General features: G+C 72.6%; 27 protein-coding genes. 11 read left to right on the forward strand and 16 right to left on the reverse strand.

Features of this window, described 5'->3' with window-relative positions; all coding sequences use genetic code 11:
- The 4 genes from PKC53_RS15820 to PKC53_RS15835 form a co-directional block, all read left to right on the forward strand.
- Positions 1 to 599: hydroxymethylglutaryl-CoA lyase (locus PKC53_RS15820; RefSeq protein WP_324430320.1), on the forward strand; the 599-nt coding region annotated here is incomplete at its 5' end.
- Positions 596 to 1,111, forward strand: coding sequence for a YbaK/EbsC family protein (locus tag PKC53_RS15825; RefSeq protein ID WP_324430322.1), 516 nt, complete (start codon positions 596 to 598; stop codon positions 1,109 to 1,111). The genes PKC53_RS15820 and PKC53_RS15825, both read left to right, overlap by 4 nt.
- Positions 1,108 to 1,317 (forward strand): DUF1289 domain-containing protein, encoded by a 210-nt coding sequence (locus PKC53_RS15830; protein ID WP_324430324.1) that lies wholly within the window; start codon positions 1,108 to 1,110, stop codon positions 1,315 to 1,317. Before PKC53_RS15825 ends, PKC53_RS15830 begins: the two co-directional genes overlap by 4 nt.
- Complete coding sequence (locus tag PKC53_RS15835) at positions 1,314 to 1,958, forward strand: 2-hydroxychromene-2-carboxylate isomerase (RefSeq protein WP_324430326.1); 645 nt, start codon at positions 1,314 to 1,316, stop codon at positions 1,956 to 1,958. Before PKC53_RS15830 ends, PKC53_RS15835 begins: the two co-directional genes overlap by 4 nt.
- Positions 1,959 to 2,388: 430 nt before the next feature.
- Here PKC53_RS15835 and PKC53_RS15840 read toward each other — a convergent pair whose 3' ends face one another.
- A complete protein-coding gene (locus tag PKC53_RS15840) occupies positions 2,389 to 4,095 on the reverse strand; it encodes an AMP-binding protein (RefSeq protein ID WP_324430328.1) in 1,707 nt (568 codons plus the stop codon).
- 121 nt (positions 4,096 to 4,216) lie between these two features.
- Here PKC53_RS15840 and PKC53_RS15845 point away from each other — a divergent pair, with 121 nt between their 5' ends.
- A complete protein-coding gene (locus PKC53_RS15845) occupies positions 4,217 to 4,525 on the forward strand; it encodes a DUF485 domain-containing protein (protein WP_324430330.1) in 309 nt (102 codons plus the stop codon).
- The gene (locus PKC53_RS15850; protein WP_324430370.1) at positions 4,525 to 6,234 is read left to right on the forward strand and encodes a cation acetate symporter; all 1,710 of its coding nucleotides are present in this window, start codon (positions 4,525 to 4,527) and stop codon (positions 6,232 to 6,234) included. The genes PKC53_RS15845 and PKC53_RS15850 overlap by 1 nt, the downstream gene beginning before the upstream one ends.
- A gap of 212 nt (positions 6,235 to 6,446) precedes the next feature.
- Here the strand turns inward: PKC53_RS15850 and PKC53_RS15855 are convergent, their stop codons facing one another.
- Genes PKC53_RS15855 through ychF form a run of 3 tightly spaced genes read right to left on the reverse strand, consistent with a single transcriptional unit; the run spans position 6,447 to position 12,562 of the window.
- Positions 6,447 to 9,623 carry a CHASE domain-containing protein gene (locus PKC53_RS15855; protein ID WP_324430332.1) on the reverse strand — a complete coding sequence of 1,059 codons (3,177 nt, stop codon included), beginning with the start codon at positions 9,621 to 9,623 and terminating at the stop codon, positions 6,447 to 6,449.
- A gap of 1 nt (position 9,624) precedes the next feature.
- The gene (locus PKC53_RS15860) at positions 9,625 to 11,448 is read right to left on the reverse strand and encodes an alpha/beta fold hydrolase (RefSeq protein ID WP_324430334.1); all 1,824 of its coding nucleotides are present in this window, start codon (positions 11,446 to 11,448) and stop codon (positions 9,625 to 9,627) included.
- Positions 11,449 to 11,467: 19 nt separating this feature from the next.
- Positions 11,468 to 12,562, reverse strand: coding sequence for a redox-regulated ATPase YchF (ychF, locus tag PKC53_RS15865; RefSeq protein ID WP_324430336.1), 1,095 nt, complete (start codon positions 12,560 to 12,562; stop codon positions 11,468 to 11,470).
- Between the two features lie 88 nt (positions 12,563 to 12,650).
- On the opposite strand from ychF, the gene PKC53_RS15870 reads away from it, so the two are divergent.
- Complete coding sequence (locus PKC53_RS15870; protein WP_324430339.1) at positions 12,651 to 13,526, forward strand: pirin family protein; 876 nt, start codon at positions 12,651 to 12,653, stop codon at positions 13,524 to 13,526.
- A 42-nt stretch (positions 13,527 to 13,568) separates the two neighbouring features.
- Here the strand turns inward: PKC53_RS15870 and PKC53_RS15875 are convergent, their stop codons facing one another.
- From PKC53_RS15875 to modA, 7 genes are all read right to left on the reverse strand, one after another.
- Positions 13,569 to 14,312 (reverse strand): amino acid ABC transporter ATP-binding protein, encoded by a 744-nt coding sequence (locus tag PKC53_RS15875; protein WP_324430341.1) that lies wholly within the window; start codon positions 14,310 to 14,312, stop codon positions 13,569 to 13,571.
- Positions 14,313 to 14,326: 14 nt separating this feature from the next.
- Positions 14,327 to 15,430 carry an amino acid ABC transporter permease gene (locus PKC53_RS15880; RefSeq protein ID WP_324430343.1) on the reverse strand — a complete coding sequence of 368 codons (1,104 nt, stop codon included), beginning with the start codon at positions 15,428 to 15,430 and terminating at the stop codon, positions 14,327 to 14,329.
- Positions 15,431 to 15,442: 12 nt separating this feature from the next.
- Positions 15,443 to 16,567 carry an ABC transporter permease subunit gene (locus PKC53_RS15885; protein WP_324430372.1) on the reverse strand — a complete coding sequence of 375 codons (1,125 nt, stop codon included), beginning with the start codon at positions 16,565 to 16,567 and terminating at the stop codon, positions 15,443 to 15,445.
- A gap of 151 nt (positions 16,568 to 16,718) precedes the next feature.
- Positions 16,719 to 17,759, reverse strand: coding sequence for an amino acid ABC transporter substrate-binding protein (locus PKC53_RS15890; RefSeq protein ID WP_324430345.1), 1,041 nt, complete (start codon positions 17,757 to 17,759; stop codon positions 16,719 to 16,721).
- Positions 17,760 to 17,964: 205 nt separating this feature from the next.
- Positions 17,965 to 19,122 carry an ABC transporter ATP-binding protein gene (locus tag PKC53_RS15895; protein WP_324430347.1) on the reverse strand — a complete coding sequence of 386 codons (1,158 nt, stop codon included), beginning with the start codon at positions 19,120 to 19,122 and terminating at the stop codon, positions 17,965 to 17,967.
- Positions 19,119 to 19,784: a molybdate ABC transporter permease subunit gene (modB, locus tag PKC53_RS15900; protein WP_324430350.1), complete on the reverse strand. Its 666-nt coding sequence runs from the start codon at positions 19,782 to 19,784 to the stop codon at positions 19,119 to 19,121. The genes PKC53_RS15895 and modB overlap by 4 nt, the downstream gene beginning before the upstream one ends.
- 148 nt (positions 19,785 to 19,932) lie before the next feature.
- Entirely contained in the window at positions 19,933 to 20,715 is a 783-nt protein-coding gene (gene modA, locus PKC53_RS15905; protein ID WP_324430351.1) for a molybdate ABC transporter substrate-binding protein, read from the reverse strand.
- 114 nt (positions 20,716 to 20,829) lie between these two features.
- On the opposite strand from modA, the gene PKC53_RS15910 reads away from it, so the two are divergent.
- Positions 20,830 to 21,210 carry a LysR family transcriptional regulator gene (locus PKC53_RS15910; RefSeq protein ID WP_324430353.1) on the forward strand — a complete coding sequence of 127 codons (381 nt, stop codon included), beginning with the start codon at positions 20,830 to 20,832 and terminating at the stop codon, positions 21,208 to 21,210.
- A gap of 26 nt (positions 21,211 to 21,236) precedes the next feature.
- Here the strand turns inward: PKC53_RS15910 and PKC53_RS15915 are convergent, their stop codons facing one another.
- Complete coding sequence (locus PKC53_RS15915; protein WP_324430355.1) at positions 21,237 to 21,800, reverse strand: isochorismatase family protein; 564 nt, start codon at positions 21,798 to 21,800, stop codon at positions 21,237 to 21,239.
- Positions 21,801 to 21,933: 133 nt separating this feature from the next.
- Here PKC53_RS15915 and lpxC point away from each other — a divergent pair, with 133 nt between their 5' ends.
- Together lpxC and PKC53_RS15925 are read left to right on the forward strand one after the other, a co-directional pair.
- Complete coding sequence (gene lpxC, locus PKC53_RS15920; protein ID WP_324430357.1) at positions 21,934 to 22,866, forward strand: UDP-3-O-acyl-N-acetylglucosamine deacetylase; 933 nt, start codon at positions 21,934 to 21,936, stop codon at positions 22,864 to 22,866.
- A 22-nt stretch (positions 22,867 to 22,888) separates the two neighbouring features.
- A complete protein-coding gene (locus PKC53_RS15925) occupies positions 22,889 to 23,074 on the forward strand; it encodes a hypothetical protein (RefSeq protein ID WP_324430359.1) in 186 nt (61 codons plus the stop codon).
- Positions 23,075 to 23,081: 7 nt separating this feature from the next.
- Here PKC53_RS15925 and PKC53_RS15930 read toward each other — a convergent pair whose 3' ends face one another.
- The 4 genes from PKC53_RS15930 to PKC53_RS15945 form a co-directional block, all read right to left on the reverse strand.
- A complete protein-coding gene (locus PKC53_RS15930) occupies positions 23,082 to 23,225 on the reverse strand; it encodes a hypothetical protein (protein WP_324430361.1) in 144 nt (47 codons plus the stop codon).
- 87 nt (positions 23,226 to 23,312) lie between these two features.
- On the reverse strand, positions 23,313 to 23,867 hold the full coding sequence (gene ruvC, locus PKC53_RS15935) for a crossover junction endodeoxyribonuclease RuvC (RefSeq protein WP_324430363.1): 555 nt from the start codon (positions 23,865 to 23,867) through the stop codon (positions 23,313 to 23,315).
- Between the two features lie 142 nt (positions 23,868 to 24,009).
- Positions 24,010 to 24,978 carry a phosphatidate cytidylyltransferase gene (locus PKC53_RS15940; RefSeq protein WP_324430365.1) on the reverse strand — a complete coding sequence of 323 codons (969 nt, stop codon included), beginning with the start codon at positions 24,976 to 24,978 and terminating at the stop codon, positions 24,010 to 24,012.
- Entirely contained in the window at positions 24,978 to 25,604 is a 627-nt protein-coding gene (locus PKC53_RS15945; protein ID WP_324430366.1) for a lysophospholipid acyltransferase family protein, read from the reverse strand. The genes PKC53_RS15940 and PKC53_RS15945 overlap by 1 nt, the downstream gene beginning before the upstream one ends.
- Positions 25,605 to 25,681: 77 nt before the next feature.
- Here PKC53_RS15945 and PKC53_RS15950 point away from each other — a divergent pair, with 77 nt between their 5' ends.
- A complete protein-coding gene (locus PKC53_RS15950; protein WP_324430368.1) occupies positions 25,682 to 26,068 on the forward strand; it encodes a DUF488 family protein in 387 nt (128 codons plus the stop codon).
- The last annotated feature ends 65 nt before the right edge of the window (positions 26,069 to 26,133 follow it).

Below are 26,133 nucleotides of genomic sequence, written 5' to 3' on the forward strand. Positions count from 1 at the left end.
CGTTCAGCCGCAAGAACATCAACTGCTCGATCGCCGAGAGCATCGAGCGCTTCGCGCCGGTGGCCGCCGCCGCGCACGCCGCGGGGCTGAAGGTGCGCGGCGCGGTGTCGTGCGCGCTGGGCTGTCCGTACCAGGGCGAGGTGGGCGCCGACGAGGTCGAACGCGTCGTGAAGCTGATGAAGGACGCCGGCGTCGACCACGTCGGCATCGCCGACACGATCGGCGTGGGCACGCCGCGCAAGGTGCAGGCGGCGATGGAGCGCGCGCTCAGGCACTACCCGCTGGTCGAGGTCAGCGGCCACTTCCACGACACCTACGGCCAGGCGCTGGCCAACATCTACGCCTGCCTCGAGATGGGCGTCCATGCGTTCGACGCCAGCGTCGCCGGCCTCGGCGGCTGCCCGTACGCGAAGGGCGCCACCGGCAACGTCGCCACCGAGGACGTGGTGTTCATGCTCGACGGGCTGGGCATCGCCACCGGCATCGACCTCGACACGCTGGTCGACGCCGGCAAGTTCATCTCCGACGTGCTCGGGCGCGCGCCGGTGTCGCGCGTCGGCCGCGCGGTGCTGGCCAAGCGACCGGCGGTGGCGGCGTGAGCAAGGAAGACCGGGCGCCGGCGAGCGACGCGCCGACGCCGCGCCCCGAGGGCTTTCGCCGCGTCGCGCAGGCGCTCGCCGAACGCGGCCACCCGCACGCGCCGCTGTGGCTCGACGCCAGCGCGCGCACCTCGCAGGAGGCGGCCGACGCGCTCGGCGTCGTCGTCGGGCAGATCGCCAAGAGCGTGATCTTCCGCCGCAAGGCCGACGGCGCCGCGGTGCTCGTCGTGACCTCGGGCGACCGGCGCGTCGACGAGAAGAAGGTCGAGGCGCAGGTGGGCCCGGTGGGTCGCGCCGACGCCGAGTTCGTCAAGGCGACGACGGGTTTCTCGATCGGCGGCGTCGCGCCGCTCGCGCACACGTCGCCGCCGGTCACGCTGATCGACCGCGAGCTGTTGCGCTTCGCCGAGATCTGGGCCGCCGCCGGGCATCCGAACGGCGTGTTCAGGCTGACGCCGGCGCAACTGCAGGCGCTGACCGGCGCGCCGGTGGCCGACGTGGTGCAGGCATGAACGAGGCACCACGCGCGGGCGTGCCTTCGCCTTGCACCAACGTGTGCCGCATCGACGCGGCCACCGGCTGGTGCGCGGGCTGCCTGCGCACCATCGACGAGATCGCCGCCTGGTCGTCGCTCGACGACGCCGCCAAGCGCGCCGTGTGGGCGCGGCTGCAGCTGCGCCGCGCGCAGGCCGCCGCGCCGCCGGCGCACGCACGATGAAGCCGCTGCGCTTCTGGTTCGACCCGGTGTCGCCGTACGCGTACCTCGCGTTCGAGCACCTGCCGCAGGCGCTCGAGGGGCTGTCGTACGTGGTCGAGTACCGGCCGGTGCTGTTCGCCGGGCTGCTCGGGCAGTGGGGGCAGAAGGGGCCGGCCGAGGTCGAGCCCAAGCGCGCGTGGACCTTCCGCCACGTCGCGTGGCGCGCGCACGAGCTGGGCATCCCGGTGGCGACGCCGGCGCAGCACCCGTTCAACCCGCTGGCCCACCTGCGGCTGCTGCTGGCCTGTGCCCCCGACGGCGGCACGCCGAACCGCCACGCCTGCGAGCAGGTGCTGCACCACGTCTGGCGCGGCGACGGTGCCGACGCCAACGACGCCGCGCGGCTGGCCACGCTGCGCGAGCGCCTCGCCCCGGCGCGCGACCCCGCGAGCGAAGCGGTCAAGCAGGCGCTGAAGGACGCGACCGCCGAGGCGATCGGACGCGGCGTGTTCGGCGTGCCGACGGTCGAGCTCGACGGCCGGCTGTTCTGGGGGCTCGACGCGCTCGCCATGGTCGCCGCCGCGCTGCGCGGCGACCCCTGGTTCGACGGCCCCGACTGGGACGCGGCAGGCCAGCCACGCCCCGGGGTCGTGAGGTCGTAGCGAGCCTCCTGCGCGTTCGCGTTCGATCGTTCAAGAACGGGGCCAGCGGTGACCGCCTGCGATCGTCGAGCGTGCCGAGGACGGTGGGCACCCTGTCGCTCCATGTCCCCCGGGCCGGGCTGCGCCCGACCCTCCTCCTTTACTTGCGCGACAGGGTGCCCACCGCCCTCGGCTGCCACCGTGCCGGCACTCGACGGTCGAACGGCAAGACGGTGGTCGGCCGAGGGCAGCGGGGGCCCTTGACCGGAAGTGAAGGAGGAGCCGGCGGCCGCAGGCCGCTGGCGGGGGACATGGAGGTCAAGGGCCCCCGCTGTCCTCGGCTCGCGCGACCCGGGCAGACATCGAGCAGGCGCACGATCGACATCGGCGATGTCCCGACCGCGTGCGACCGGACGCTGGAAGTCCTCGTGCAGTTGAATCCAGCCCCGTGTCAGCCGCGCGGCAGGTCGTCGAAATACTCGTCGGCGCCGGGCGCCGGCGGCATGGCGCGCTGCTCCTCGCGGCGGCGCAGCTCGACGCGGCGGATCTTGCCGCTGATCGTCTTGGGCAACTCGGCGAACTCGATGCGGCGGATGCGCTTGTACGCGGCGAGCTTGTCGCGGCAGAAGGCGAGGATGCTCTTCGCGGTCTCGGCGTCGCGGGCATGCCCCGGCGCGAGCATCACGTAGGCCTTGGGCACCGCGAGCTTGAGCGCGTCGGGCGAGGGCACGACCGCCGCCTCGGCGACCGCCGGGTGCTCGATCAGCACGCTCTCGAGCTCGAACGGGCTGATGCGGTAGTCGCTCGCCTTGAACACGTCGTCGGCGCGGCCGACGTAGGTGATGAAGCCGTCGGCGTCGCGCTGCGCGACGTCGCCGGTGCGGTAGTGGCCACCGCGCATCACCTCGGCGGTGCGCTCGGCCGAGTCGGCGTAGCCGGCCATCAGCCCGGTCGGGCGGCCGAGGTCGGCGTCGTCGAGCGCGAGCGACAGCTCGCCCTCGTCGGCGGCGCGGTCGTCGGGGTCGAGCAGCACGACCTTGTAGCCGGGCAGCGGCCGGCCCATCGAGCCGAACTTGATCGGCTGACCCGGCGGGTTGCCGACCTGCGCGGTGGTCTCGGTCTGGCCGAAGCCGTCGCGGATCGTCAGCGCCCACGCGGCGCGCACCTGCTCGATCACCTCGGGGTTGAGCGGCTCGCCGGCCGACACCAGCTCGCGCAGCGCCGGCGGGCGCTCGCCGAGCTTCTCCTGGATCAGCATGCGCCACACCGTGGGCGGCGCGCACAGCGTGCTGACCTGCTTGTCGGCCAGCATGCGCAGCACGCGCTGCGCGTCGAAACGCACGGCGTTGAAGACGAAGATGCATGCGCCGGCGATCCACGGCGCGAAGAAGCAGCTCCACGCGTGCTTGGCCCAGCCCGGCGACGAGATGTTCCAGTGCACGTCGCCCGGCTGCAGCCCGATCCAGTACATCGTGCTGAGGTGCCCGACCGGGTAGCTGCGGTGCGTGTGCTGCACCAGCTTGGGCTTGCTCGTCGTCCCCGACGTGAAGTACAGCAGCAGCGGCTCGTCGGGGTCGGTGGCGCGGCGCGGCGTGTAGACCGCGTTCGCCGCGGCGGCGTCGGCGTAGTCGTGCCAGCCCGGCGCGCCGCCGACCGCGATGCGCACCACCGGGCCCGGCGCGTGGCCGTCGAGGCCGTCGAACTTGGACGTGTTGGCGCTGCCGGTGACGACCGCGCGCACGCGGCCGCGCGCGAAGCGGTCGATCAGGTCGTCGCGGCTGAGCAGCGCGGTGGCGGGGATCATCACCGCGCCGATCTTGATGCACGCGAGCATCAGCTCCCACAGCGGCACCTCGTTGCCGAGCATCAGCAGCACGCGATCGCCGCGCGTGATGCCGAGCGACGCGAGCCAGTTGGCGACGCGGTTCGACCGCGCCGCGAGCTCGGCGAACGACAGCTTGGCCTCGCTGCCGTCGTCGCCGACGATCCACAGCGCCGGCGCGTGGTTGTCGCGCGCGAGATCGTCGAAGTGGTCGAGCGCCCAGTTGAAGTGCTCGAGCCGCGGCCAGCGGAAGCCCGCCACCGCGGCGGCGTGGTCGCTGCGGTGGCGGAACAGGAAGTCGCGCGCGGCGCGGTAGCGGCGAAGGTCCTCGTTCATCGTGTGTGGTCCCCGGGGCTGTCAGCTTGCGTTGGCCTGGCGTCAGAGGGTGGTCAGAGCGCGATCCGATGATGCCGCATCGGCGCAGCCTGCGCCGAAGTCCCATTCAGGAGGTCCACCGATGGACGACGCACTCGTGAACCGGATCGCCGCCGATCCACGCTATCTCGAACTCAGACGCGCGCGATCGCGCTTCGGCTGGTGGCTGACGATCGCGATGCTGATCGTCTACTACGGCTTCATCCTGCTCGTCGCGTTCGACAAGCCGCTGCTGGCCAAGCGCCTGGGCGAGGGCGTGACGACGCTGGGCATGCCGCTGGGGCTGGGCGTGATCCTGTTCACCGTGATCATCACGGTGGTCTACGTGCGGCGCGCGAACCGCGAGTTCGACACGCTGGCGCAGTCGGTGAAGAAGGCGGTGCAGCCGTGATCGCGCGCCGGACCCTGATCGCCGCGGCGCTGGTCGCCGCCTGCGCCGGCGCACTGGCCGCCGGCGCCGACCTCGGCCAGGCGCAAAAGCAGGCCACGAACTGGACCGCGATCTCGATGTTCGCGGTGTTCGTCGCCTTCACGCTGTGGATCACCAAGTGGGCCGCGGGCCGCACGAAGAGCGCGGCCGACTTCTACACCGCCGGCGGCGGCATCACCGGGTTCCAGAACGGGCTGGCGATCGCCGGCGACTACATGTCGGCGGCGTCGTTCCTCGGCATCTCGGCGGCGGTGATGGTCAGCGGCTTCGACGGGCTGATCTACTCGATCGGCTTCCTCGTCGGCTGGCCGGTGGTCACCTTCTTGCTCGCCGAGCGGCTGCGCAACCTGGGCAAGTTCACGTTCGCCGACGTGGCGGCGTTCCGCTTCGGGCAGACGCCGGTGCGCGTGTTCGCCGCCAGCGGCACGCTGGTGGTGGTGGCGTTCTACCTGATCGCGCAGATGGTCGGCGCGGGGCAGCTGATCAAGCTGCTGTTCGGGCTCGAGTACTGGATCGCCGTGGTCATCGTCGGCGCGCTGATGATGGTCTACGTGCTGTTCGGCGGCATGACCGCCACGACGTGGGTGCAGATCATCAAGGCCGTCCTGCTGCTCGGCGGCGCGACCTTCATGGCCTTCATGGTGCTGCTGAGCTTCGGCTTCAGCCCGGAGGCGATGTTCGCCAAGGCGGTCGAGATCAAGACCGCGCTGGCCGTCGAGGCCGGCAAGGCGCCCGACGAGGCGGCCGCGCAGGGCTTCTCGATCATGGGCCCCGGCGGCTTCGTGAAGGACCCGGTCAGTGCGATCAGCTTCGGCATGGCGCTGATGTTCGGCACCGCCGGGCTGCCGCACATCCTGATGCGCTTCTTCACCGTGCCCAACGCCAAGGAGGCGCGCAAGTCGGTGGCCTGGGCGACGACCTGGATCGGCTACTTCTACATCCTCACCTTCATCATCGGCTTCGGCGCGATCGCCTTCGTGCTCACCAACCCGCAGTTCCTCGACGCCCAGGGCGGGCTGCTCGGCGGCGGCAACATGGCGGCGATCCACCTGGCCAACGCGGTGGGCGGCAACGTGTTCCTCGGCTTCATCTCGGCGGTGGCGTTCGCGACCATCCTCGCGGTGGTGGCGGGCCTGACGCTGTCGGGTGCGTCGGCGGTGTCGCACGACCTGTACGGCACGGTGATCAAGAAGGGCCAGGCCGACAGCGCCTCCGAGCTGCGCGTGTCGCGCATCACCACGCTCGCGCTCGGGCTCGTGGCCGTGGTGCTGGGCATCGCGTTCGAGAAGCAGAACATCGCCTTCATGGTGTCGCTGGCGTTCGCGATCGCCGCGTCGGCGAACTTCCCGGTGCTGCTGATGAGCGTGCTGTGGAAGGGCTGCACGACGCGCGGCGCGGTGATCGGCGGCTTCCTGGGGTTGATCTCGTCGGTGCTGCTGACGGTGGTCTCGCCGGCGGTGTGGGAGGCCACGCTGGGCAACCCGAAGGGCTCGGCGCTGTTCCCTTACGCCTCGCCGGCGCTGTTCTCGATGACCATCGGCTTCGTCGGCATCTGGCTGTTCTCGCTGCTCGACGGCAGCGCCCGCGCGCGGCAGGACAAGGCCGGCTTCCTCGCGCAGCAGGTGCGCTCCGAGACCGGCATCGGGGCGGCGACGGCGAGCGCGCATTGACGCTCCCCCGAAGCGCCTTCGGCGCCTCCCCCCGAGGGGCGCACCGCCGGCGCACCGGCGCAGCCGGATCCGTGGCGGTCGCCGGATGGGGTGTGCTCCCGTGGCGGGGCACCGCCCTCGCCGCTGCGACGTCCGCGGGCGGGCGGCCTTCGCGGCGCGCGACCGCATCGCAGGCGTGAAGTCGGCCGGCGCTCGACGCGGCGCCGGCCGCGTCAACCGAACCGCGTCTCCTGCCGCTCGAGCAGTTCGTCGACCACGGCCAGCAGGTCCTGCACCGCGACCGGCTTGGTCAGGTAGTGCGATGCGCCTTCGCGCAGCGCCTGCTCGACGCGATCGCGCGTCGCGTCGGCCGACAGCGCGACCACCGGGATGGTCTCGGTGTCGGGGTCGTCCTTCAGGCGGCGCAGCAGATCGAGCCCGTCGAGGTCGGGCAGGTGCATGTCCAGCAGCACCAGGTGCGGCCGATCGCGCTTGAGCGCGTCCAGCGCGTCGGCGCCGTTCGTGCTGACCTCCAGCCGCACCTGCGGGCGCTGCAGCAGGATGCCGCGCATCACCTCGGCGTTGATCGTGTTGTCCTCGACGTAGTGCACGACGCGCTCGCGGTAGCGCGCCGCCGGCGGCGTGCCGGCGGTGGCGGGCGACGGCGTCGACGCCGGCACGTCGGCGCCCGGCAGCATCAGCGTGAAGCAGGTGGTGCCGGGACGGCTGGTCGCGTGCAGGCTGCCGCCCATCAGCTCGGCCAGCCGGCGCGCGATCACCAGCCCGATGCCGGTGCCCTCGACCGAACCCGACTCGCGGCCGAGCCGGTTGAACGGCTCGAACAGGTGCGCGAGCTGCTCGTCGCTCATGCCCAGCCCGGTGTCGGCGACCTCGACCGCGACCAGCGCGTCGCCGGCCGGGCGGGTGCGCACGCGGACCGCGCCGCCGTCGACGTTGTACTTGACCGCGTTGCTCAGCAGGTTGGTCAGCACCTGCTTGACGCGGGTGAGGTCGCCGGTGACGGCGCGCGCCTGCGGGTGGATGTCCACCGTCAGCCGCAGGCCGCGCTCGCGCGCGGCGCGCTCGATCAGCGCGGTGCACGCGTCGACCAGCTCGCGCAGGTCCAGCGCCTCGGCCTGCAGGCGCAGCGTGCCGGCCTCGATGCGCGACAGGTCGAGCGTGTCGTTGATCATGTGCAGCAGGTGCCAGCCTGCGTGCTGGATCTGCGCCGCCCAGCCGTGCTGGTGCGGCGCCAGGGCCGGATCGCGGTCGAGCTCGAGCAGCTGCGCGAAGCCGAGCATCGCGTTCAGCGGCGTGCGCAGTTCGTGGCTCATGCGCGAGACGAACTCGCTCTTCGCGCGGTTGGCCGCCGCGGCGGCGTCGCGCTCGCGCTCGGCCTGCAGCAGGCGCAGGTGTTCGCCGATGTCCTCGATCACGCCCACGGTGCGGTGCGGGCGGCCCTCGTCGTCGCGCAGCAGCGCCGCCGTCAGCTGCGCCTGCACCGCGGCGCCGTCGGCACGCAGGTAGCGCTTGCGCACGCGGTAGCTGTCGCACTCGCCGCGGCGCATCGCGGCTTGCCGCTCGCGGCCGTCGGCGAGGTCGTCGGGGTGGGTGAAGTCGCCGACGTCGCGACCGACCAGTTCCGCCGCGTCGCGCCCGAGCAGCGCGCAGAACGCCGGGTTCGGCGCCAGGATCCGCCCGTCGAGGTCGGTGTAGGCGATGCCCACCGGGGTCGTGTCGAAGATCGCGCGCAGCTGCTGTTCGCGTTCGCGCAGCGCCGCCTCGGTGCGCCGGCGTTCGGTCACCTCGTGGCGCAGGTCGGCGGTGCGGGTGTCCACCGCCACCTCGATGCGCCGCGTGCGCCCGGTGACGGTCAGCAGCAGCGCGCCGAGCAGCGAAGCCGCCGCCAGCGCGACCAGCGAGAACAGCAGCGCGCTGCCGGCCTGCGCGTCGGGCACGGCGCCGCGCTCGGCGCTGACGCGGATGTCCCATTGCCGGCCCGCGAAGGCCAGCGGCTGCACGACCAGCCGCGCGTCGGACGCCACCGTGTCGGCGCAGCCGGCGTCGCCGGCCAGCACGCGGTGCGGCACGTTCGCGTCGGTGTCGATCAGGCACAGCCGCAGGTACGCCGGCTGCGCGTCGCGCACCGCGCGCAGCAGCCGTTCGGGCTCGACGGTGACGAACACCAGCCCCGCGGTGCGTTCGACGCGCTCGGCCGCGGTGGCCGGCTCGCCGTCGTACAGCACCTGGTAGACGACCACGCCGACCCCGCCCTGGGTCAGCGCGAAGCCCTCGCTGGCCACTGCGGTGCCGGTGCGCCGCGCGCGTTCGATCGCCACGCGCACCGGCGGGATCGACATCTGGTTCAACCCCAGCGCGGCGCGGTTGCCCGACGGCGGCTCGACCTGCGTGATGACCATCATCGGCGCGTCGACCGCTTCGGTGCCGCCGGCTTCGGCGCGGTCGAACACGCGGAAGTCGGCGAGGCCCTCGCTGCGGCGCGACTGCTCGAGTGCCGCGCGCGCCGCGGCGTCGATCCACACGCTGCGGCCGATCGCGCGCAGCCCCCTTTCGTCGACGAGCCACGGCGCCATCGCAGCGGCGAGTTCGGCGTCGGTGACCTGCTCGGAGGCCACGTACAGGCTGCGCAGCGTCTGCAGCGTGTGCAGCGGCTGCTGCAGGCGCTCGCCGAGCGCGGCGGCCGCGGTGCGCGCGTCGCGGTCGAAGCGGCCCTGCACGCGCTGCTCGTCCCAGCGCGCGACCTGCACGATCGCCGCGGCCAGCAGCCCGGTGGTCAGCAGCAGCGCCAGGCCGACCGACACGCGCCGGTGCGCCCACTCGCTGCGCGGGCGGCCGATCAGCGTCAGCGCGATCGGCGCGCCGATCAGCACGCCCAGCGTGTCGCCGGCCCACCAGGTCCAGCCGACGAAGGGCAGGTCGCCGCGGTCGGCGGTGTCCGCCGCGGCGAACACCAGCGTCGCCAGCGCGGCAGCGACCACGCACGACAGCGGCACCGCGACGCCGAAGAACAGCGCCACCTCGCGCGGCTCCGACAGCGAGCTGCGCGCGCCGGCGAGCCGCCGCACCAGCCAGCGCCCGGCGCCGGCCTGCAGCATCGCGCCGACGCCGAGCGCCGCCGGCACCAGCAGCGCCGCGGCGTCGGGCGGGCCGCGCAGCGACGCCGCGTAGGCGTTGACCGCGAACGCGCCCAGCCAGACCCCGGGCAGCGCCGCCGGCCCGTAGGTCAGCGCCGCGGCCAGCGCGATACCGGCCGACGGGTACAGCGGCGCGACGTAGGTCGGCGGGATCGCCAGCGCCAGCGCCGCGACGCCGACGGCGGCGTACGCGAGCGCGGTGCCGAGCAGCACCAGCGACGCCGGCGGCATGCGCTGCGCGGCGGTCGCGTTCACGTCAGTTCCGGTGCCGCACGAGCACGTAGGTGCCCGGTGCCGGGGCGAGCCGCATCGAAGCCGGCACCGGCTTCGGCCGGCGCCGCGTCGACGAGTGCGCCGCCAGCCAGCGCTGCCACGTCGGCCACCACGAGCCGTCGACGACCGGCGTGGCCGCCTCCCAGGCGTGCGAGCCGACCCACGGCCCGTGCGCCGCCCGCGTGCCCACCTGATGGCGGCGGCGCGGGTGGCCGGGCTCGGAGACGATGCCGGCGTTGTGCCCGCCGGTGGTCAGCACGAAGGTGATCTCGGCGTCGGTCAGGCGGTGCAGCTCGTACACCGATCGCCACGGCGAGACGTGGTCGCGCTGCGTGCCCACCGCGAAGATCGGCAGCGTCACGTCGTTGAGCGAGACCGGCCGCCCGGCGACGCGGTAGCGGTTGGTGGCCAGCTCGTTGCGCAGGTACAGCGCGACGAGGTACTCGTGGTGCATGCGCGCCGGCATGCGCGTGTGGTCGGCGTTCCAAGCCATCAGGTCGCTCGCCTGCTCGCGCTCGCCGAGCAGGTACTCGCGCATGCGACGCGTCCACACCAGCTCGCGCGAGTGCAGGAACTGGAACGACCCGGCCATCTGCTCGCCGCTCAGGTAGCCCTGGCCCTTCGTGATGTCGTCGAGCAGGCCGATCTGGCTCTCGTCGATGAACAGCCCCAGCTCGCCGGGCTCGGAGAAGTCGGTCTGCGCGGCCAGCAGCGTCATCGTCGCCAGCGGCGGCAGGTCGCCGGTGTCGGGCGGCGGCTCGGGGCGCGCGAGCGCCGCCACGCCGATCGCCAGCAGCGTGCCGCCCAGGCAGTAGCCCATCGCGTGCACCGGGGTCTTCGCGCCCTCGACGCGGCCGACCGCGCGCAGCGCGTCGAACACGCCCAGGCGCAGGTAGTCGTCCATCGTCAGGTCGCGGTCGGCGGCGTCGGGGTTGCGCCACGACAGCATGTACACCGTGTGCCCCTGGCCGACGAGCCAGCGCACCATCGAGTTGTGCGGCGACAGGTCGAGGATGTAGTACTTCATGATCCACGACGGGATCACGAGCACCGGCTCGGGGTGCACGGTGGCGGTGCCCGCGTCGTAGCGGATCAGCTCGATCAGCCGGTTGCGCCACACCACCTGCCCCGGGGTCACCGCGACGTCCCGGCCGACGTCGAAGCGCGCCGGCGCGTCGGTGCCCGGCAGCGGCACGCCGGTGACGTCCTCGACGAGGTGCTTCGCGCCCTTGGCCAGCGTCGCGCCGCCCGAGGCCGCGGCCTCGCGCAGCACCACCGGGTTGGTCGCCGGCCAGTTGGCGGGCGTCAGCATGTCCAGCCACTGGCGCGCGAAAAAGTCGGTGACCTGCGCGTGGTGCGCGGTCATGCCCGGCTGGCGCGCGGCGTCGCGCCAGAAGGCCTCGGCGTTGCGGAAGCCCGTGCGCCAGGCGCTGAACGGCCACTGCGCCCAGTCGGGGTGGCGAAAGCGCGGGTCCTCGTCGGCTGCGCCGGCCGGCGTGTCGCCGTCGAGCCCGGCGGCATGGCGCCAGGTGTCGATGCCCAACTGCGCGGCGCGCGCCGCCAGTTCCATCTGGCGCCCGGGCGACACGCCCAGGTGCCAGGCCCAGTCGGCCCAGGCGAGCGACAGCGACACCGGCGACAGCCCGCCGAGCCACGGCGCCGCGGCGGCGTGCAGCAGGCGGTCGAGGCGCTCGGTGGCCGGCTCGGCGTCGGCCGGCGGCGGGGCCGCCGCTGCCGGCGCCGCCGCCGCGGCGACGGTGCGGCGACGGCGCGCACGGGTCGGCGCGGCGGTGGGGGTCTTGACCATCGGTGCGGCAGCGTCGCGCTCAGACGTTGAACAGGAAGTTCATCACGTCGCCGTCGCGCACGACGTAGTCCTTGCCCTCGGCGCGCATCTTGCCGGCGTCCTTCGCACCCTGTTCGCCACCGTAGGCGATGAAGTCGTCGAAGGCGATGGTCTGCGCGCGGATGAAGCCGCGCTCGAAGTCGGTGTGGATCACCCCGGCGGCCTGCGGCGCGGTGTCGCCGACGTGGATCGTCCATGCGCGCACCTCCTTCACGCCGGCGGTGAAGTAGGTCTGCAGCCCGAGCAGCTTGAACGCGGCGCGGATCAGCCGGTTCAGCCCCGGCTCGTCCTGGCCCATCTCGGCGAGGAACATCGCGCGGTCCTCGTCGCTCATGTCGGCCAGCTCGGCCTCGGTCTTGGCGCAGATCGCGACCACCGGCGCGCCCTGCTTCGCGGCGAACTCGCGCAGCCGGTCGAGGTAGGGGTTGTCCTCGAAGCCGTCCTCGGCGACGTTGCCGACGAACATCGCCGGCTTGGCGGTGATCAGGCACAGCGGCCGCAGCACCGCGAGCTCCTCCTTGCTGAAGTCGATCGAGCGCACCGGCTTCGCCTCGTTGAGCGCCGCCTCGCACTTCTTCAGCACGTCCACCAGTCGCTGCGCCTCCCTGTCGCCACCGGCCTTCGCGACCTTGGTGTAGCGCGCGAGGCTCTTCTCGACGGTCGCCAGGTCGGCCAGGCACAGTTCGGTCTGGATGACCTCGATGTCGGCGATCGGGTCGACGCGCCCGGCGACGTGGATCACGTTCGGGTCGTCGAAGCAGCGCACGACGTTGACGATCGCGTCGGTCTCGCGGATGTGGCTGAGGAACTGGTTGCCCAGCCCCTCGCCCTTGCTCGCGCCGGCGACCAGCCCGGCGATGTCGACGAACTCGACGATCGCCGGCACGATGCGCTCGGGCTTGACGATGGCCGCCAGCTGCTGCAGGCGCGCGTCGGGCAGCTCGACGATGCCGACGTTGGGCTCGATGGTGCAGAACGGGTAGTTCTCGGCCGCGATGCCGGCTTTCGTCAGCGCATTGAACAGGGTCGACTTGCCGACGTTGGGCAGGCCGACGATGCCGCACTTGAGGCTCATGGAAGGGGCTTTCGCTGGCGTTCGGGGGAAACCGCCGATTCTAGGCGGCGGCCTACACTGGCAAGGTCGATTCCGCAGGGAGCACGCGATGACACCAGTGCTGGTGCTGAACCCGGTGAGCAAGGACCTCGGCGGCGGCTTCGTCGTGCGCCGGCTGCTGCCGGCGGTGCAGCGGCAGGCCGTCGGGCCGTTCCTGTTCTTCGACCACTTCGGCCCGCTGGACGTGCGACCGGGCGACGACCACGACGTGCGCGCGCACCCGCACATCGGGCTGGCCACGGTGACCTACCTGTTCGAGGGTGCGATGCTGCACCGCGACTCGCTCGGCGTGGTGCAGCGCATCGAGCCCGGCGCGATCAACTGGATGACCGCCGGGCGCGGCATCGTGCACGCCGAGCGCACGCCCGACGACCTGCGCGGCGTCGCGCGGCGCATGCACGGCCTGCAGCTGTGGGTGGCGCTGCCCGAGGCCGACGAGGAGCTCGCGCCCGCGTTCGTGCACACGCCGGCCGACGCGCTGCCGGCGCTCGAGGTCGGCGGCGCACGGCTGCGCGTGCTCGTCGGCGAGGCCTTCGGCGCGGCGTCGCCGGTGGCCGTGCGGTCGCCGACGCTGTACCTCGACATCGCGCTGTCGGCAGGCGACGCGTTCCCGTTGCCGCCGGCGCGCGAGCGTGCGGTGTACGGCGTCGACGGCGTCTACCGGCTCGACGGCGAGGCGGTCGAGCCGCGGCGCATGGTGCTGATCGCCGAAGGTGACGAGCCGATGATCTCGGCCGACGCCGACGCACGCGTCGTGCTGGTCGGCGGCGAGCCGCTGGGCCTGCGGTTCATGTGGTGGAACTTCGTCTCGTCGCGGCGCCAGCGCATCGCGCAGGCCGCCGACGACTGGGCGCAGGGGCGCTTCGCGCCGGTGCCCGGCGAGACCGAGTTCATCCCGCTGCCCGATCGCCGGCCGGCGGGCTGATCCGCCGGCGCGTGCCGATCGACCCGCGCCGCGCGCCGGCGCTCAGTGGCCGATGATCTTGTCGAGGAAGTCGCGCGTGCGCTCGCTCTTCGGATGGTCGAAGAACTCGTGCGGCGTGTTCTGCTCGACGATCTGGCCCTGGTCCATGAAGATCACGCGGTCGGCCACGGCCTTCGCGAAGCCCATCTCGTGCGTGACGACGAGCATCGTCATGCCCTGCCCGGCGAGCTCGATCATCACGTCGAGCACCTCCTTGATCATCTCCGGGTCGAGCGCCGAGGTTGGCTCGTCGAACAGCATGATCTTCGGCGTCAGGCACAGCGCGCGCGCGATCGCCACGCGCTGCTGCTGGCCGCCCGACAGCTGCAGCGGGTACTTGCCCGCCTGCTCGGCGATGCGCACGCGCTCGAGCTGCTGCATCGCGCGCGCCTGGGCCTCCTTCTTCGGCAGGTGGCCGACCCACATCGGCGCCAGCGTCAGGTTCTCGAGCACCGTCAGGTGCGGGAACAGGTTGAACTGCTGGAACACCATGCCCACCTGACGGCGCACGCGTTCGACGGCCTTGACGTCGTCGCCGAGCACGATGCCGTCGACGGTGATGCGTCCCTGCTGGTACTCCTCGAGCGCGTTGACGCAGCGGATCAACGTCGACTTGCCCGACCCCGACGGACCGCAGATCACGATGCGCTCGCCGCGCGCGACCTCGAGGTCGACGTCGCGCAGCACGTGGAACGCGTTGCCGTACCACTTGTTGACCTTCTCGAAGCGGACGATGGACTCGGGCATGGCGGGCAGTGCCTTCAGCGCGTGCGGCTCACCGCGAGCTGGCGCTCCACCCACAGGCTGTAGCGCGACATCGCGAAGCAGAACACGAAGTAGATGACGGTGATGAACAGGTAGGCCTCGATCTTGAACGGCCGCCACGTCACGTCGGAGTTCAGCGCCAGGCTCAGCGCGCCGGTCAGCTCGTACAGCGAGACGATGCTCACCAGCGACGTGTCCTTGAACACCGAGATGAAGTTGTTCATCATGCTCGGCACCACCGCGGCGAGCGCCTGCGGCAGCACGATCTTGCGCTGCGTCTGCCAGTAGCTCAGCCCGAGCGTCGCCGCGGCCTCGAGCTGGCCCTTCGGGATGGACTGCAGCCCCCCGCGCACGATCTCGGCCATGTACGCGGCGGCGAACAGCGTGATGCCCACCAGCGCGCGCAGCAGCACGTCGATGGTCACGCCCTGCGGCATGAACAGCGGGAACATGAACGAGGCCATGAACAGCACGCTGATCAGCGGCACGCCGCGCACCAGCTCGATGTAGACGATGCACGCGCTGCGGATCGCCGGCAGCTGGCTGCGCCGCCCGAGTGCGACGAGCACCGCGATCGGGAACGCGAGGAAGATCGACAGCGACGACAGCATCACCGTCAGCGGCAACCCGCCCCACAGGTCGGTGCGCATGGTCGGCAGACCGAACCAGCCGCCGCGCATCAGCACGAAGCTCGCCGCCAGCACCGCGACCCACAGCGCGGCCAGCCACGGCTTCCAGAACCAGCGCATGCCGCTGGCCACCAGCGCGCCGACCATCAGCGCGGTGGCCAGCAGCGCGCGCCACTGTTCCTCGTAGGTGTAGCGGCCGAACAGGATCAGCCGGTACTTCTCGGCCACCACGCCCCAGCACGCGCCGCTGCTGCGGGCCGCCCGGCAGGCCTCGGCGTCGGGGGCGAACACCGCGCGCGCGACACCCCAGCCGAACAGCGCCGGCACCACGTACGCCGCCAGCGCGAGCAGGAACAGCGTGGTCAGCGCGCTGCCCCAGTGGCCGAACAGGTTCGTGCGCAGCCACGGCACCAGGCCCTCGGTGCGCACCGGCGCCGGGCGCGGCGGGATCGGGCGGAAGCCGTCGGGCATCGGGCGGCGTCCTCAGCGTTCCTTGATCGCAACGCGGCGGTTGTACGCGTTCATCACCAGCGACGTCGTCAGCGACGTGCTCAGGTACACCAGCATGATGATCGCGATGCACTCGACCGCGCGCCCGCTCTGGTTGAGCGTGGTGTTGGCGATCGACACCACGTCGGGGTAACCCACCGCGACCGCCAGCGACGAGTTCTTCGTCAGGTTCAGGTACTGGTTGGTCAGCGGCGGGATGATCACGCGCAGTGCCTGCGGCAGCACCACCAGCCGCATCGCCTGCCGCCGCGACAGGCCCAGCGACGCGGCGGCCTCGCTCTGCCCGTGCGACACCGACTGGATGCCGCCGCGCACCACCTCGGCGACGAAGGCCGCGGTGTAGGCCACCAGCCCGAGCAGCACGGCCATGAACTCGGGCGTCGCGCTGGCGCCGCCGTCGACCATGAAACGCGACTGCTCGGGCACGTGCCAGTCCCGCGGCCCGCCGCCGAGCAACCAGCCCAGCGCGGTCAGCACCGCGACCATCGCCAGCGGCAGCCACAGGCGGTCGCGGTCCTGCCCGGTGCGCTCGAACTGGCGCTGCGCCCAGCCCCGGTACGACGCGGCCGCGGCGACGCCGGCGGCGAGCCCGCCGAGCATCCACAGGTGCCCGGCACCCCACACCGGCACCGGGAACGACAGCCCGCCCTTGCTCAGGTACACCGCGTCGGCGAGGTTCCAGGCCTGGTGCGTGGCGGGCAGCAGCTCGACGAACAGCAGGTACCACATCAGCAGCTGCAGCAGCACCGGCACGTTGCGGAACAGCTCGACGTAGCCGTAACACAGCCCGCGCACCAGCGCATTGCGCGAGAAGCGGCCGAGCCCGAGCAGCACGCCGAGCACGGTGGTCAGCACGATGCCGACCAGCGCCACGCGCAGCGTGTTGAGCACGCCGATCCAGATGGCGCGCCCGTACGACTGCGACGCGTCGTAGGCGATCATCGTCTCGCCGATGTCGAACCCGGCGGCCTGCGTCAGGAAGTCGAAGCCGCTCTGGATGCCGCGCACACGCATGTTCTGCTGCGTGTTGTGCGCGAGGAACCACAGCGCGGCGGCGATCAGCGCCAGCGCGACTGCCTGGTACACGAGGCCGCGCATGGCGCGGCTGCGCCACGACCAGCTGCGTCGGCGCGCCGCGGTGCGCTCGGGCGTCGCAGTCAAGCTCGGGGCCTCGGGGTCGCGGTCGCTCGCGCCGCGGCCGGCCCGGGGCCGGCCGCGGGGGTCGCGCGGTCGCGGTGCAGGGGCGGGCTCAGCGGATCGGCGGCGCGTACATCAGGCCGCCCTGCGTCCACAGCGCGTTGGCGCCTCGCGGCAGGCCGATCGGCGTCTTCGGGCCGACGTGGCGCTCGAACTGCTCGCCGTAGTTGCCCACCGCCTTGATCGCGCGGTAGGCCCAGTCCTTGTCGAGGCCGAGCAGCTTGCCGGTGTCCTCGGTGCCGCCGCCGAGCAGGCGCATCACGTTGGGATTCTTGCTGTCCTTCTTCTGCGCGTCGACGTTGGCCTGGGTGATGCCGTACTCCTCGGCTTCGAGCAGCGCGTTGAGCGTCCACTTGACGATGGCGAAGAACTCGTCGTCGCCGCGGCGCACCGACGGGCCGAGCGGCTCCTTGCTGATCAGCTCGGGCAGGATCACGTGGTCGTCGGGCTTGGCCGCTTCCTTGCTGCGGATCGACGCCAGACCGGATGCGTCCGTCGTGTAGGCCTGGCAGCGGCCGGCGAAGTACGCGGCGTTGGCGGCTTCGAGCTTCTCGAACACCACCGGCTTGACGTTGAGGTTGTTGGCGCGAGAGTAGTCGCTCAGGTTCAGCTCGGTCGTGGTGCCCGACTGCACGCACACCGTGGCGCCCTTGAGCTCCTTCGCGCTCTTCACGCCCAGGCTCTTGGGCACCATGAAACCCTGCCCGTCGTAGAAGTTGACGCCGACGAAGTGCATGCCCAGCGACGCGTCGCGCGTCAGCGTCCAGGTGGTGTTGCGTGCCAGCAGGTCGATCTCGCCCGACTGCAGCGCGGTGAAACGCTGCTGCGCGGTCAGCGGCACGAAGCGCACCTTGTTGGCGTCGCCGAGCACCACCGCGGCGACGGCGCGGCACATGTCGACGTCCAGGCCGCTCCAGCGGCCCTGGCTGTCGGCGGCCGAGAAACCGGCGAGCCCGGTGTTGACGCCGCACACCAGCGTGCCGCGCTGCTTGACGGCGTCGAGGTCCTTGCCGGCGAGGGCGGGTGACGCGCACAGGATGCCGGCGGCGGCGATGCCGGCGGCGGCGAGGCGGTGAATGCGGTGGACGATCATGGGATTCGGGCTCCTGGAACGAGACGCTGAAGCGGCCGGCGGGCCGCGGTGTCGCGACGACGCACCGATGCAGGGCGCCGGCAGAGGCCACGACTTTGGCCCAGCGCCCGTCGTGCACCATCCGTGACAACCCGTGTCCGCACCGGTCTCGACGGGGCGACGGTACACGCAAGATCCGGGCCTCGGCGTCGTCACCCCACCGCAGTCACAGGTCGCGCACCGGCATCACGTGCACCATCGACTGTTCCAGCCGCACGCCGATGCGGTCGGCGACCGCGACGCGAAGGCGCCGCGGGCCGGCCAGCGTGAGGCGCATCGTGCAACCGGGCACGGCGTCGACGGCGAGCGTGACCAGCGTGATCTCGCCGAGGTGCCGCGCCTCGGCGACGACGGTGGCGAACTCGCCGTCGCCGTGCGGCGGGTGGTCGAGCAGCGCGATGCCTTCGCCGGGGATGACCCAGGTCACCGCTTGGCCGCTTCGCAGCTTGCCCTTGTCGCGCACGCGCAGCCGCGGCCCCGTGGCGCCGTCGTCGTCGGGTCCGGCGCACCAGCGCAGCAGGGCGTGCGAGCCGTCGCCCACCGGGCCGAGCCAGCGGCCGTGGAAGCGGTTCTGGATGCCGACCAGGTCGGCCACGCGCGCGTTGCGCGGCGCGTGGTGGATGGCCTGAGGCGTGCCCTGCTGCAGGACGCGGCCGGCGTCCATCACCACCAGGCGGTCGGCGAGCAGCCGCGCCTCCTGCAGGTCGTGAGTGACGAGCAGGATCGGGATCGCCGGCTCGCGCCGCAGCTCGGCGAGCAGCTGATAAAGACCGCGGCGGCTCATCTGGTCGACCGCCGAGAACGGCTCGTCGAGCAGCAGCAGCCGCGGCTCGCGCGCCAGCGCGCGAGCCACCGCGACGCGCTGCTGCTGGCCGCCCGACAACCCCGCCGGCCGGCGCTGCTGCTGCTCGGCGGTCAGGTGCACGTGCTCGAGCCAGTGCCTGGCGCGTTGACGCCGGTGCTCGCGCGGCAGGTGCAGCAGCGACAGCGCGACGTTGTCGAGCGCACTCAGGTGAGGCATGAGCGCGTAGTGCTGGAACACCAGCCCGACGTGGCGCTGCTGCGGCGAGACGAACACGCCGGCGTCGGTGTCGCACCAGCACTCGCCCCCTACGGTCACTCGCCCGCGCTGCGGGCGCATCAGTCCGGCGAGCACGCGCAGCATCGACGTCTTGCCTGCGCCCGACGGGCCGACGAGCGCGAGCAGTTCGCCGGCGTCGCAGCGGAACGCGCCGGCCAGCGGCATCGGGGTCGCCTGCTCGACGCTGACGTCGAGCGTCGTCGCCTGCGCCTCGCGCGCGACCGCGGCGGGCGGCACCGTCATCGCCGCACCGCGAGCCGCGCCGAAGCGAAGAACGACGCCGCCACCGCGGTCAGCGACAGCACGAGCAGCAGCAGCGCCATGCGGTCGGCGCTGTGCAGGTCGAAGGCCTGCACGCGGTCGTAGATCGAGATCGCGATCGTCTTCGTCTCACCGGGGATGCTGCCGCCGACCATCAGCACCACGCCGAACTCGCCGAGCGTGTGCACGAAGGTCAGCACCATCGCCGACACGATGCCCGGCCACGCCAGCGGCAGCTCGACGCGCGCCAGCGTCTGCCAGAACCCGAGCCCGCTGACGGCGGCGGCCTCGGCCAGGTTGCGCGGGATGGCCTCGAACGCGCGCTGCACCGGCTGCACGATGAACGGCACGTTGAACACGACGGAGGCGATCACGAGGCCGAGGAAGTTAAACGTGAGCCGCACGTCGAACGTCTCGAGCATCCAGCGCCCGACGGGCGACGCGCCGCCGAGCGAGACGAGCAGGTAGTAGCCGAGCACGGTCGGCGGCAGCACGAGCGGCAGCACGACGGCCGCCTCGACCCAGGCCTTGCCGCGCCACGTCGTCAGTGCCAGCCAGCGCCCGAGCGCGATGCCGATCGGCAGCAGCACCGCCAGCGTGACCGCCGCGAGCTCGAGCGACAGGACGAGGGCCTGCCAGTCCATCGCCGCCTTCAGACGCTCACGGCGTGCAAGCGATGCGGCGTCCAGCGCAGCCCAACGCATTCAGGCGACCGCCGCGGATCCGGCTTCGCCGGTCCGCTGGCGGTGCCCCCTCGAGGGGGAGCGCCGCAGGCGCTGCGGGGGTGGGCCATCAATCCCGCGGCATCTCGAAGCCGTAGCGCTTCATGATCTCCTGCGCCGGCGGCGTCGACAGGTGGTCGTAGAACGCGCGCAGCGCCGGCGGGGCGTCCTTCGTCAGCACCATGCGCTGCTTGAGCGGCTGGTGCCAGCTCGCGGGGATCAGCGCGAAGTCGCCGAGCCGCGCGACCTGCGGCGCCAGCGCCAGCGACAGCGCGATGATGCCGCCCTGCGTCGACCCCGACGTCGCGAACTGCGCCGTCTGCGAGATGTTCTCGCCGTAGACCAGCTTCGGCCGGATCGACTCCCACAGCCCCGCGTGCTGCAGCGCCTCGCGTGCGCGCATGCCGTACGGCGCGTGGTCGGGGCTGGCGATCGCGAACTTGCGCAGCCGGCCGTCGTTCAGCGCGGCGGCGAGGTCCTTCAGTTCGCCGTCGGCCTTCAGCGGCGAACCGGCGGGCACCTTGATGCCGATGCGCCCGACGGCGTACAGCCGCCCGCGGTCGAGCGTCTTGCCGGCGTCGTGCAGCCTGAACACGAAGTCCTCGTCGGCCGACATGAACATCTGGAACGGCGCGCCCTGCAGGATCTGCGAGTAGAAGCTGCCCGACGACCCGAACACCAGGCGCAGTTTGTGCCCGGTGTCCTTCTCGAAGCGTGCGGCGACTTCTTCGATCGCGAACTTGAGGTCCGACGCTGCGGCCAGCGTCGGCAACGGCTGCGCGGCAAGCGGGCCGGCGGCGGCGAGGCCGAGCGCGGCGAGCAACGCCAGCCATCGGCGGCGGGGCACGGACATCGTCGTTCCTCTTGGGGTGGGGCGAGTCGTCGGCGTCTGCGATATCTCTGAATGGCGATATCGCAAGCCGAGTATATCCAGGCGATGTGCCGACACGCGCCGGACAATCGGCGCATGACCCACCGCCCCCCCGACTCGCCGGTGCTCGACGCGACGGCGCGGTTTCGCGTGCAGATCAAGCACGCCGTCGCGATCGGCCCGGGCAAGGCCGACGTGCTGCAAGGCATCGCCGAGACCGGTTCGATCGCCGAGGCCGGGAGGCGCATGGGCATGAGCTACCAGCGCGTGTGGTCGCTGGTGCAGGCGATGAACCGCGACTTCGTCGCGCCGCTGGTGGTCAAGCGGCGCGGCGGCGCCGCCGGCGGCGGTGCCACGCTGACGCCCAACGGCGCCCGGGTGCTGGCGCTGTACCGCGCGATCGAGGCCGACGCGCAGCGCGCGGTGCGCCGTCGACTGCCGCAGCTGCAGGCGCTGCTGCGCGACGTCGACGACTGACCTCCAGCGCCTGCCGGCGATGCCCCTCAACCGCCGGCAGGCGTGCGTCGCTTGATGCGATCGAGCACCGGCCTGAACTGCGCGTGGTGGCAGTGATCGAGCCACTCGAAGGCCACCATCTCGGGGGCGACGAGCACCGCGCCGGCGTGGCTCAAACGTTGCAGTGCGAGCGCGCGGTCGGCGGCGAAGCGCGAGCCGCAGGCGTCGGCGACGACGAAGGTCTCGAAGCCGTGGCGGCGCAGTCCCAGCGCGGTCTGCAGCAGGCACACGTGCGCCTCGCAGCCGGCGACGACGACCTGCGTCGCGCCGGGCCGGGCAGCGCGCAGCGCGTCGACGAGGCCGTCGCGGCACGCGTCGAAGTGCGTCTTCGCGACGACGGTGTCGCAGCGCGTGTGCACCGCGTCGACGTTGTCGCCGAGCCGCTGCGGGTTCTGCGCCGTGCCCAGCACCGGCACGCCGAGCCGCCGCGCGACGTCGGCCACGAACACCGCCTCGGCGAGCACCGCGTCGGCACGGTCGATCGCCGGCATGAGCCGCTGCTGGTAGTCGACCAGCACCAGGGCACCGCGGTCGGCGTGCATCGCGTTCATCGGCGGGGCTCCATGCCGGGGACTATACGATCGCCCGCGGCGCGCGCCGACGCGCGCCGGCCATCGGGTGCGGCTATCGCGGCGATCGGCGCGGCGGCCTGCACCGCGGCGCGCGTTCGGGGACAATCGCGGCATGCTGCAGCAACGCACGCTCAAGTCGATCACGCGCGCCGTCGGGCTCGGCGTGCACGGCGGCCACAAGGTCGAGCTGACCCTGCGCCCGGCGGCGGCCGACACCGGCTTCGTGTTCCGCCGCGTCGACCTGCCGCAGCCGGTGGACATCGCGGTGAACGCGCAGGCGGTGTGCGACACGCGCATGGCCTCGACCATCAGTCCCGGCGGCGACCCCGGCGCGCCGAAGGTGCAGACCATCGAGCACCTGATGTCGGCGTGCGCGGGGCTGGGCATCGACAACCTGATCGTCGACATCGCCGGCGACGAGGTCCCGATCCTCGACGGCTCGGCCGCCAGCTTCGTGTTCCTGCTGCAAAGCGCCGGCATCGAACTGCAGAACGCGCCGAAGCGCTTCGTCGAGGTCACGCGTGCGGTCGAGGTGCGCGAGGGCGAGGGCGCGTCGCTGAAGTGGGCGCGCCTCGAGCCGTACCGCGGCTACAAGCTCAGCTTCGCGATCGAGTTCAACCACCCGGCCGTCAACGCCACCGGGCAGCAGGTGACGTTCGACTTCGCCACCGGCGACTACCGGCGCGACATCGCGCGTGCGCGCACCTTCGGCTTCACCCGCGACGTCGAGACGATGCGCGCGCGCGGCCTGGGGCTGGGCGGCAGCATGGACAACGTGATCGTCGTCGACGACTACCGGGTGCTCAACGCCGAGGGGCTGCGCTACGGCGACGAGTTCGTCAAGCACAAGATCCTCGACGCGATCGGCGACCTGCGCATCGGCGGCAACCTGATCGGCGCGTACAGCGCGTTCCGCAGCGGCCACGCGCTGAACAACCGCCTGCTGCGCACGCTGCTGGCCGACGCCGGCGCGTTCCGCATCGTCACCTTCGACGACGAGAAGCTCGCGCCGGCCGGTTTCGCGCGGCCCGCCGCGGCCTGGTGATCGGCCGCGCCCGGTGCCCGGCATGCTGTTGTTCCGGCTGGTGTTCGGCCTGCTGCTGGCAGCCGGGCTGTTCAGCTTCGCGATGTACGTGGCCACCGGCGACGCGCGCTGGCGCCGCCGCGGCATCGTGATCGTCAAGTGGACCGTGATCGCCGGGCTGGGCTTCTTCGCGGTGATCGCGCTCGAGCGCCTGACGCCGCTGCTGTAGCTCGCGCTCAGCCCTTGCGCGGCGGCGCGCCGGGGTCGGGCTTGGCCGCGTCACCCGGCTTGGCGTCGCCGATGACGCCCTTGAGCGGGCAGACCTTGAACGCCGGGCAGGACTTGCAGCCGGCGACGATCGCGATCGGGCACAGGGTCATCACACGCTCCCGGAAAGCGGCCCACGGCCGCCGGCGCAGTGTGCGCCGGGTCGCGCGGCGCCGCAATGGCGGCCTGGCGGCGCGCCGTCAGTAGCTGCGCCCGCGCTTGTACTGCGCGCGCGTGTGCCGCTGGCGCACCGCGCCGCGCTCGATCGCGGCGAACGTGCGTGACGCGTGCGAGTGGGTGATCGCCAGTCCGAGCGCGTCGGCCGCGTCGCGCCCGGGCAGGCCGGGCAGCGCGAGCAGGCGCTGCACCATGGCCTGCACCTGCTCCTTGCGTGCCTGGCCGTGGCCGACGACGGCCTTCTTCATCTGCAGCGCGGTGTACTCGCTGACCGCGAGCCCCGAGGCGACCAGCGCGGCCAGCGCCGCGCCGCGCGCCTGCCCCAGCAGCAGCGTGCTCTGCGGGTTGACGTTGACGAACACGATCTCGACCGACGCGCACGCCGGGCGCCAGCGCTCGACGACCTCGCCCAGTCCGTCGAAGATGATCTTCAGCCGCGCGGGCAGGTCGCCGGTGGCCGCCTCGGCGGTGCTGATGGTGCCGCTGGCCACGTAGCGCAGTCGCGGCCCGTCGGCGTCGACGAGGCCGAAGCCGGTCGTGCGCAGTCCGGGGTCGATGCCGAGAATGCGAAGCGTCATGCGCAGCTCCGCGCTGTCGCGAAGGCACGAGGGCTTCGGCGCAGGGTCGTGTCGGCGCCCCCCGGCGCGACGCCGCGCAGCGTGGGGCCGCAGCCACGGCCCGTCGTGCGCCGTCCGGGGTCGACGCCGGGAAGTCGCAGCGTCATGCCGCGAAGTACCAACGCACCGAGTGGAAGAACACCGGCGCGGCGAAACACAGTGCGGCGACGCGGTCGAGCAGGCCCACGGCGCCGGTCACCGACGCGGTGTTGCCCCAGTGGCGCACGCCGGCGTCGCGCTTGAGCGCTTCCATCACCAACTGCCCCAGCGTGCCGCTGCCCGCGGCGATGAACGCCATCGCGAAGGCCTGGCCGGTGGCGAACGGCGTGATCCACGCCAGCGCGGCGCCGACCGCGCCGCCGGCAAAGGCGCCGACGGCCCACGCGCGCAGCGAGAAGCTGCGGCTGATGCGTCGCGCCAGCGGGCGCCGCCGCAGCCAGGCGCCGGCGGCGTCCTGCGCGAGCTGCGCGGTGCCCGAGGCGACGACGAGGAAGAACAGCAGGAACGCGCCGCCGCCGACGTTGCCGGGCAGGTCGAGCAGCAGCAGCGCCGGCGCGTGGCTCAACCCGTAGACCGTCACCATCAGCCCCCACTGCAGCTTGGCGTTGCGCTCGAGGAAGCGCTGCGGGTCGCCCGACAGCGCGCTGACCACCGGCAGCGAGAGGAACACGTACACCGGCACGAACACCGCGAACAGGTCGAAGCGGCGCTGCTCGACGATCAGGTACTGCAGCGGCAGCACGACGAAGAACGCAAGCACCAGGCTGCGGTGGTCGGCACGGCGCGTGTGCATCAGCGTGACGAACTCGCGCAGCGCGAGGAACGAGACGACGCCGAACAGCAGCGTCGCGCCGACCGCGCCGGCGACCCACGCGGCCCAGAACACCGTCGCGCCGGCCCACACCGCCCACAGCTCGCGTTTGGTGGCGGCAAGTCGCCGCTCGCCGGCGGCGTCGCGCTCGCGCATGCCGGCCAGTGCGAGCGCCGCCGACGCCAGCAGCAGCGCGCCGAACAGCAGCACGAACAGCAGCGCGACGCGCTGGTCGATGGCGAGCTCGCGCAGTGCGGCCATCACGCCGGCGCCCTCGGCCGCAGCGCGACGACGGCGTCGCGCGCGCGCTCCAGGAACGCGCGCTTGTCCTCGCCCGGTTCGAGCCGCATCGGCGCGCCGAAGGTCACCGTGCACAGCACGGGCACGGGCACCACCTCGCCCTTGGGCATGACGCGCTGCACGTTGTCGATCCACGCCGGCACCAGCTGCACGTCGGGGAAGCGCTCGGCCAGGTGGAACAGCCCGCTCTTGAACGGCTGCGGCAGCTCGTGGTGGCCGCGCGTGCCTTCGGGGAAGATGACCAGCGAATCGCCCTGTTCGAGCGCCTCGACCAGCGGCCCGAGCGGGTCCTGGTCGTCGCTGCGCTGGCGGTCGACGTACACCGCGTTGAACACCTCGCGCGTCAGCCAGTGCTTGAAGCGCCCGCCGGTCCAGTAGTCCTTCGCGGCGATCGGGCGCGTGCGCGTGCGCAGCTCGCGCGGCAGCGCGGCCCAGATCAGCACCCAGTCGAGGTGGCTCTGGTGGTTGGCGAAGTAGATGCGCTGCAGCGCCTCGGGCGGGCAGCCTTTCCAGTGCCCCTGCGCGCCGGTCACGAGGCGCGCGACGGTGGCCAGCAGCAGCCCCATCAGGTTGGCGGCGAGCGACATGCGGCGATGCTACCCGGCACGCACGCCGCGCCGGCGTACAGTCCGGGCGCATCGGCCTCGCCGCGCTGGGAGCACCCATGATCCGCATCGTCCGCCTCGGCACGCCGCGCCACGACGGCGAGGGCCTGCGCATCGGCACCGTGCGGCGCCCGCCGCGCGGCGTGCCAAAGGCCGAGTTCGCCGCACGCGACTGGTACGACGTCTGGTACCCCAACCTCGCGCCCAGCGTCGAGACGATGCACATCGGCCGCCACGCTGCCGACGATCGCGAGTGGACCCGGTTCGCGCGCCGCTATCGCCAGGAGATGGCCGCGCCCGACGCGTCGCGCTCGCTGGACCTGCTCGCCGCGCTGTCGCACGCGACGAACTTCTCGGTGGGCTGCTACTGCGAGGATGCGTCGCGCTGCCACCGCTCGATCCTCGCGGCGCTGCTGAAGGAGCGCGGCGCGGCGGTTGCCGACTGACCCCCGCCGTGCCTCACCACGGGGCGTCACGCCCCGGGGACGCCACGCCTTCGAACGGCCCGCGC

The organism is Azohydromonas sp. (genome assembly GCF_035325925.1).
In the GTDB taxonomy this organism is placed as follows: domain Bacteria; phylum Pseudomonadota; class Gammaproteobacteria; order Burkholderiales; family Burkholderiaceae_C; genus Calidifontimicrobium.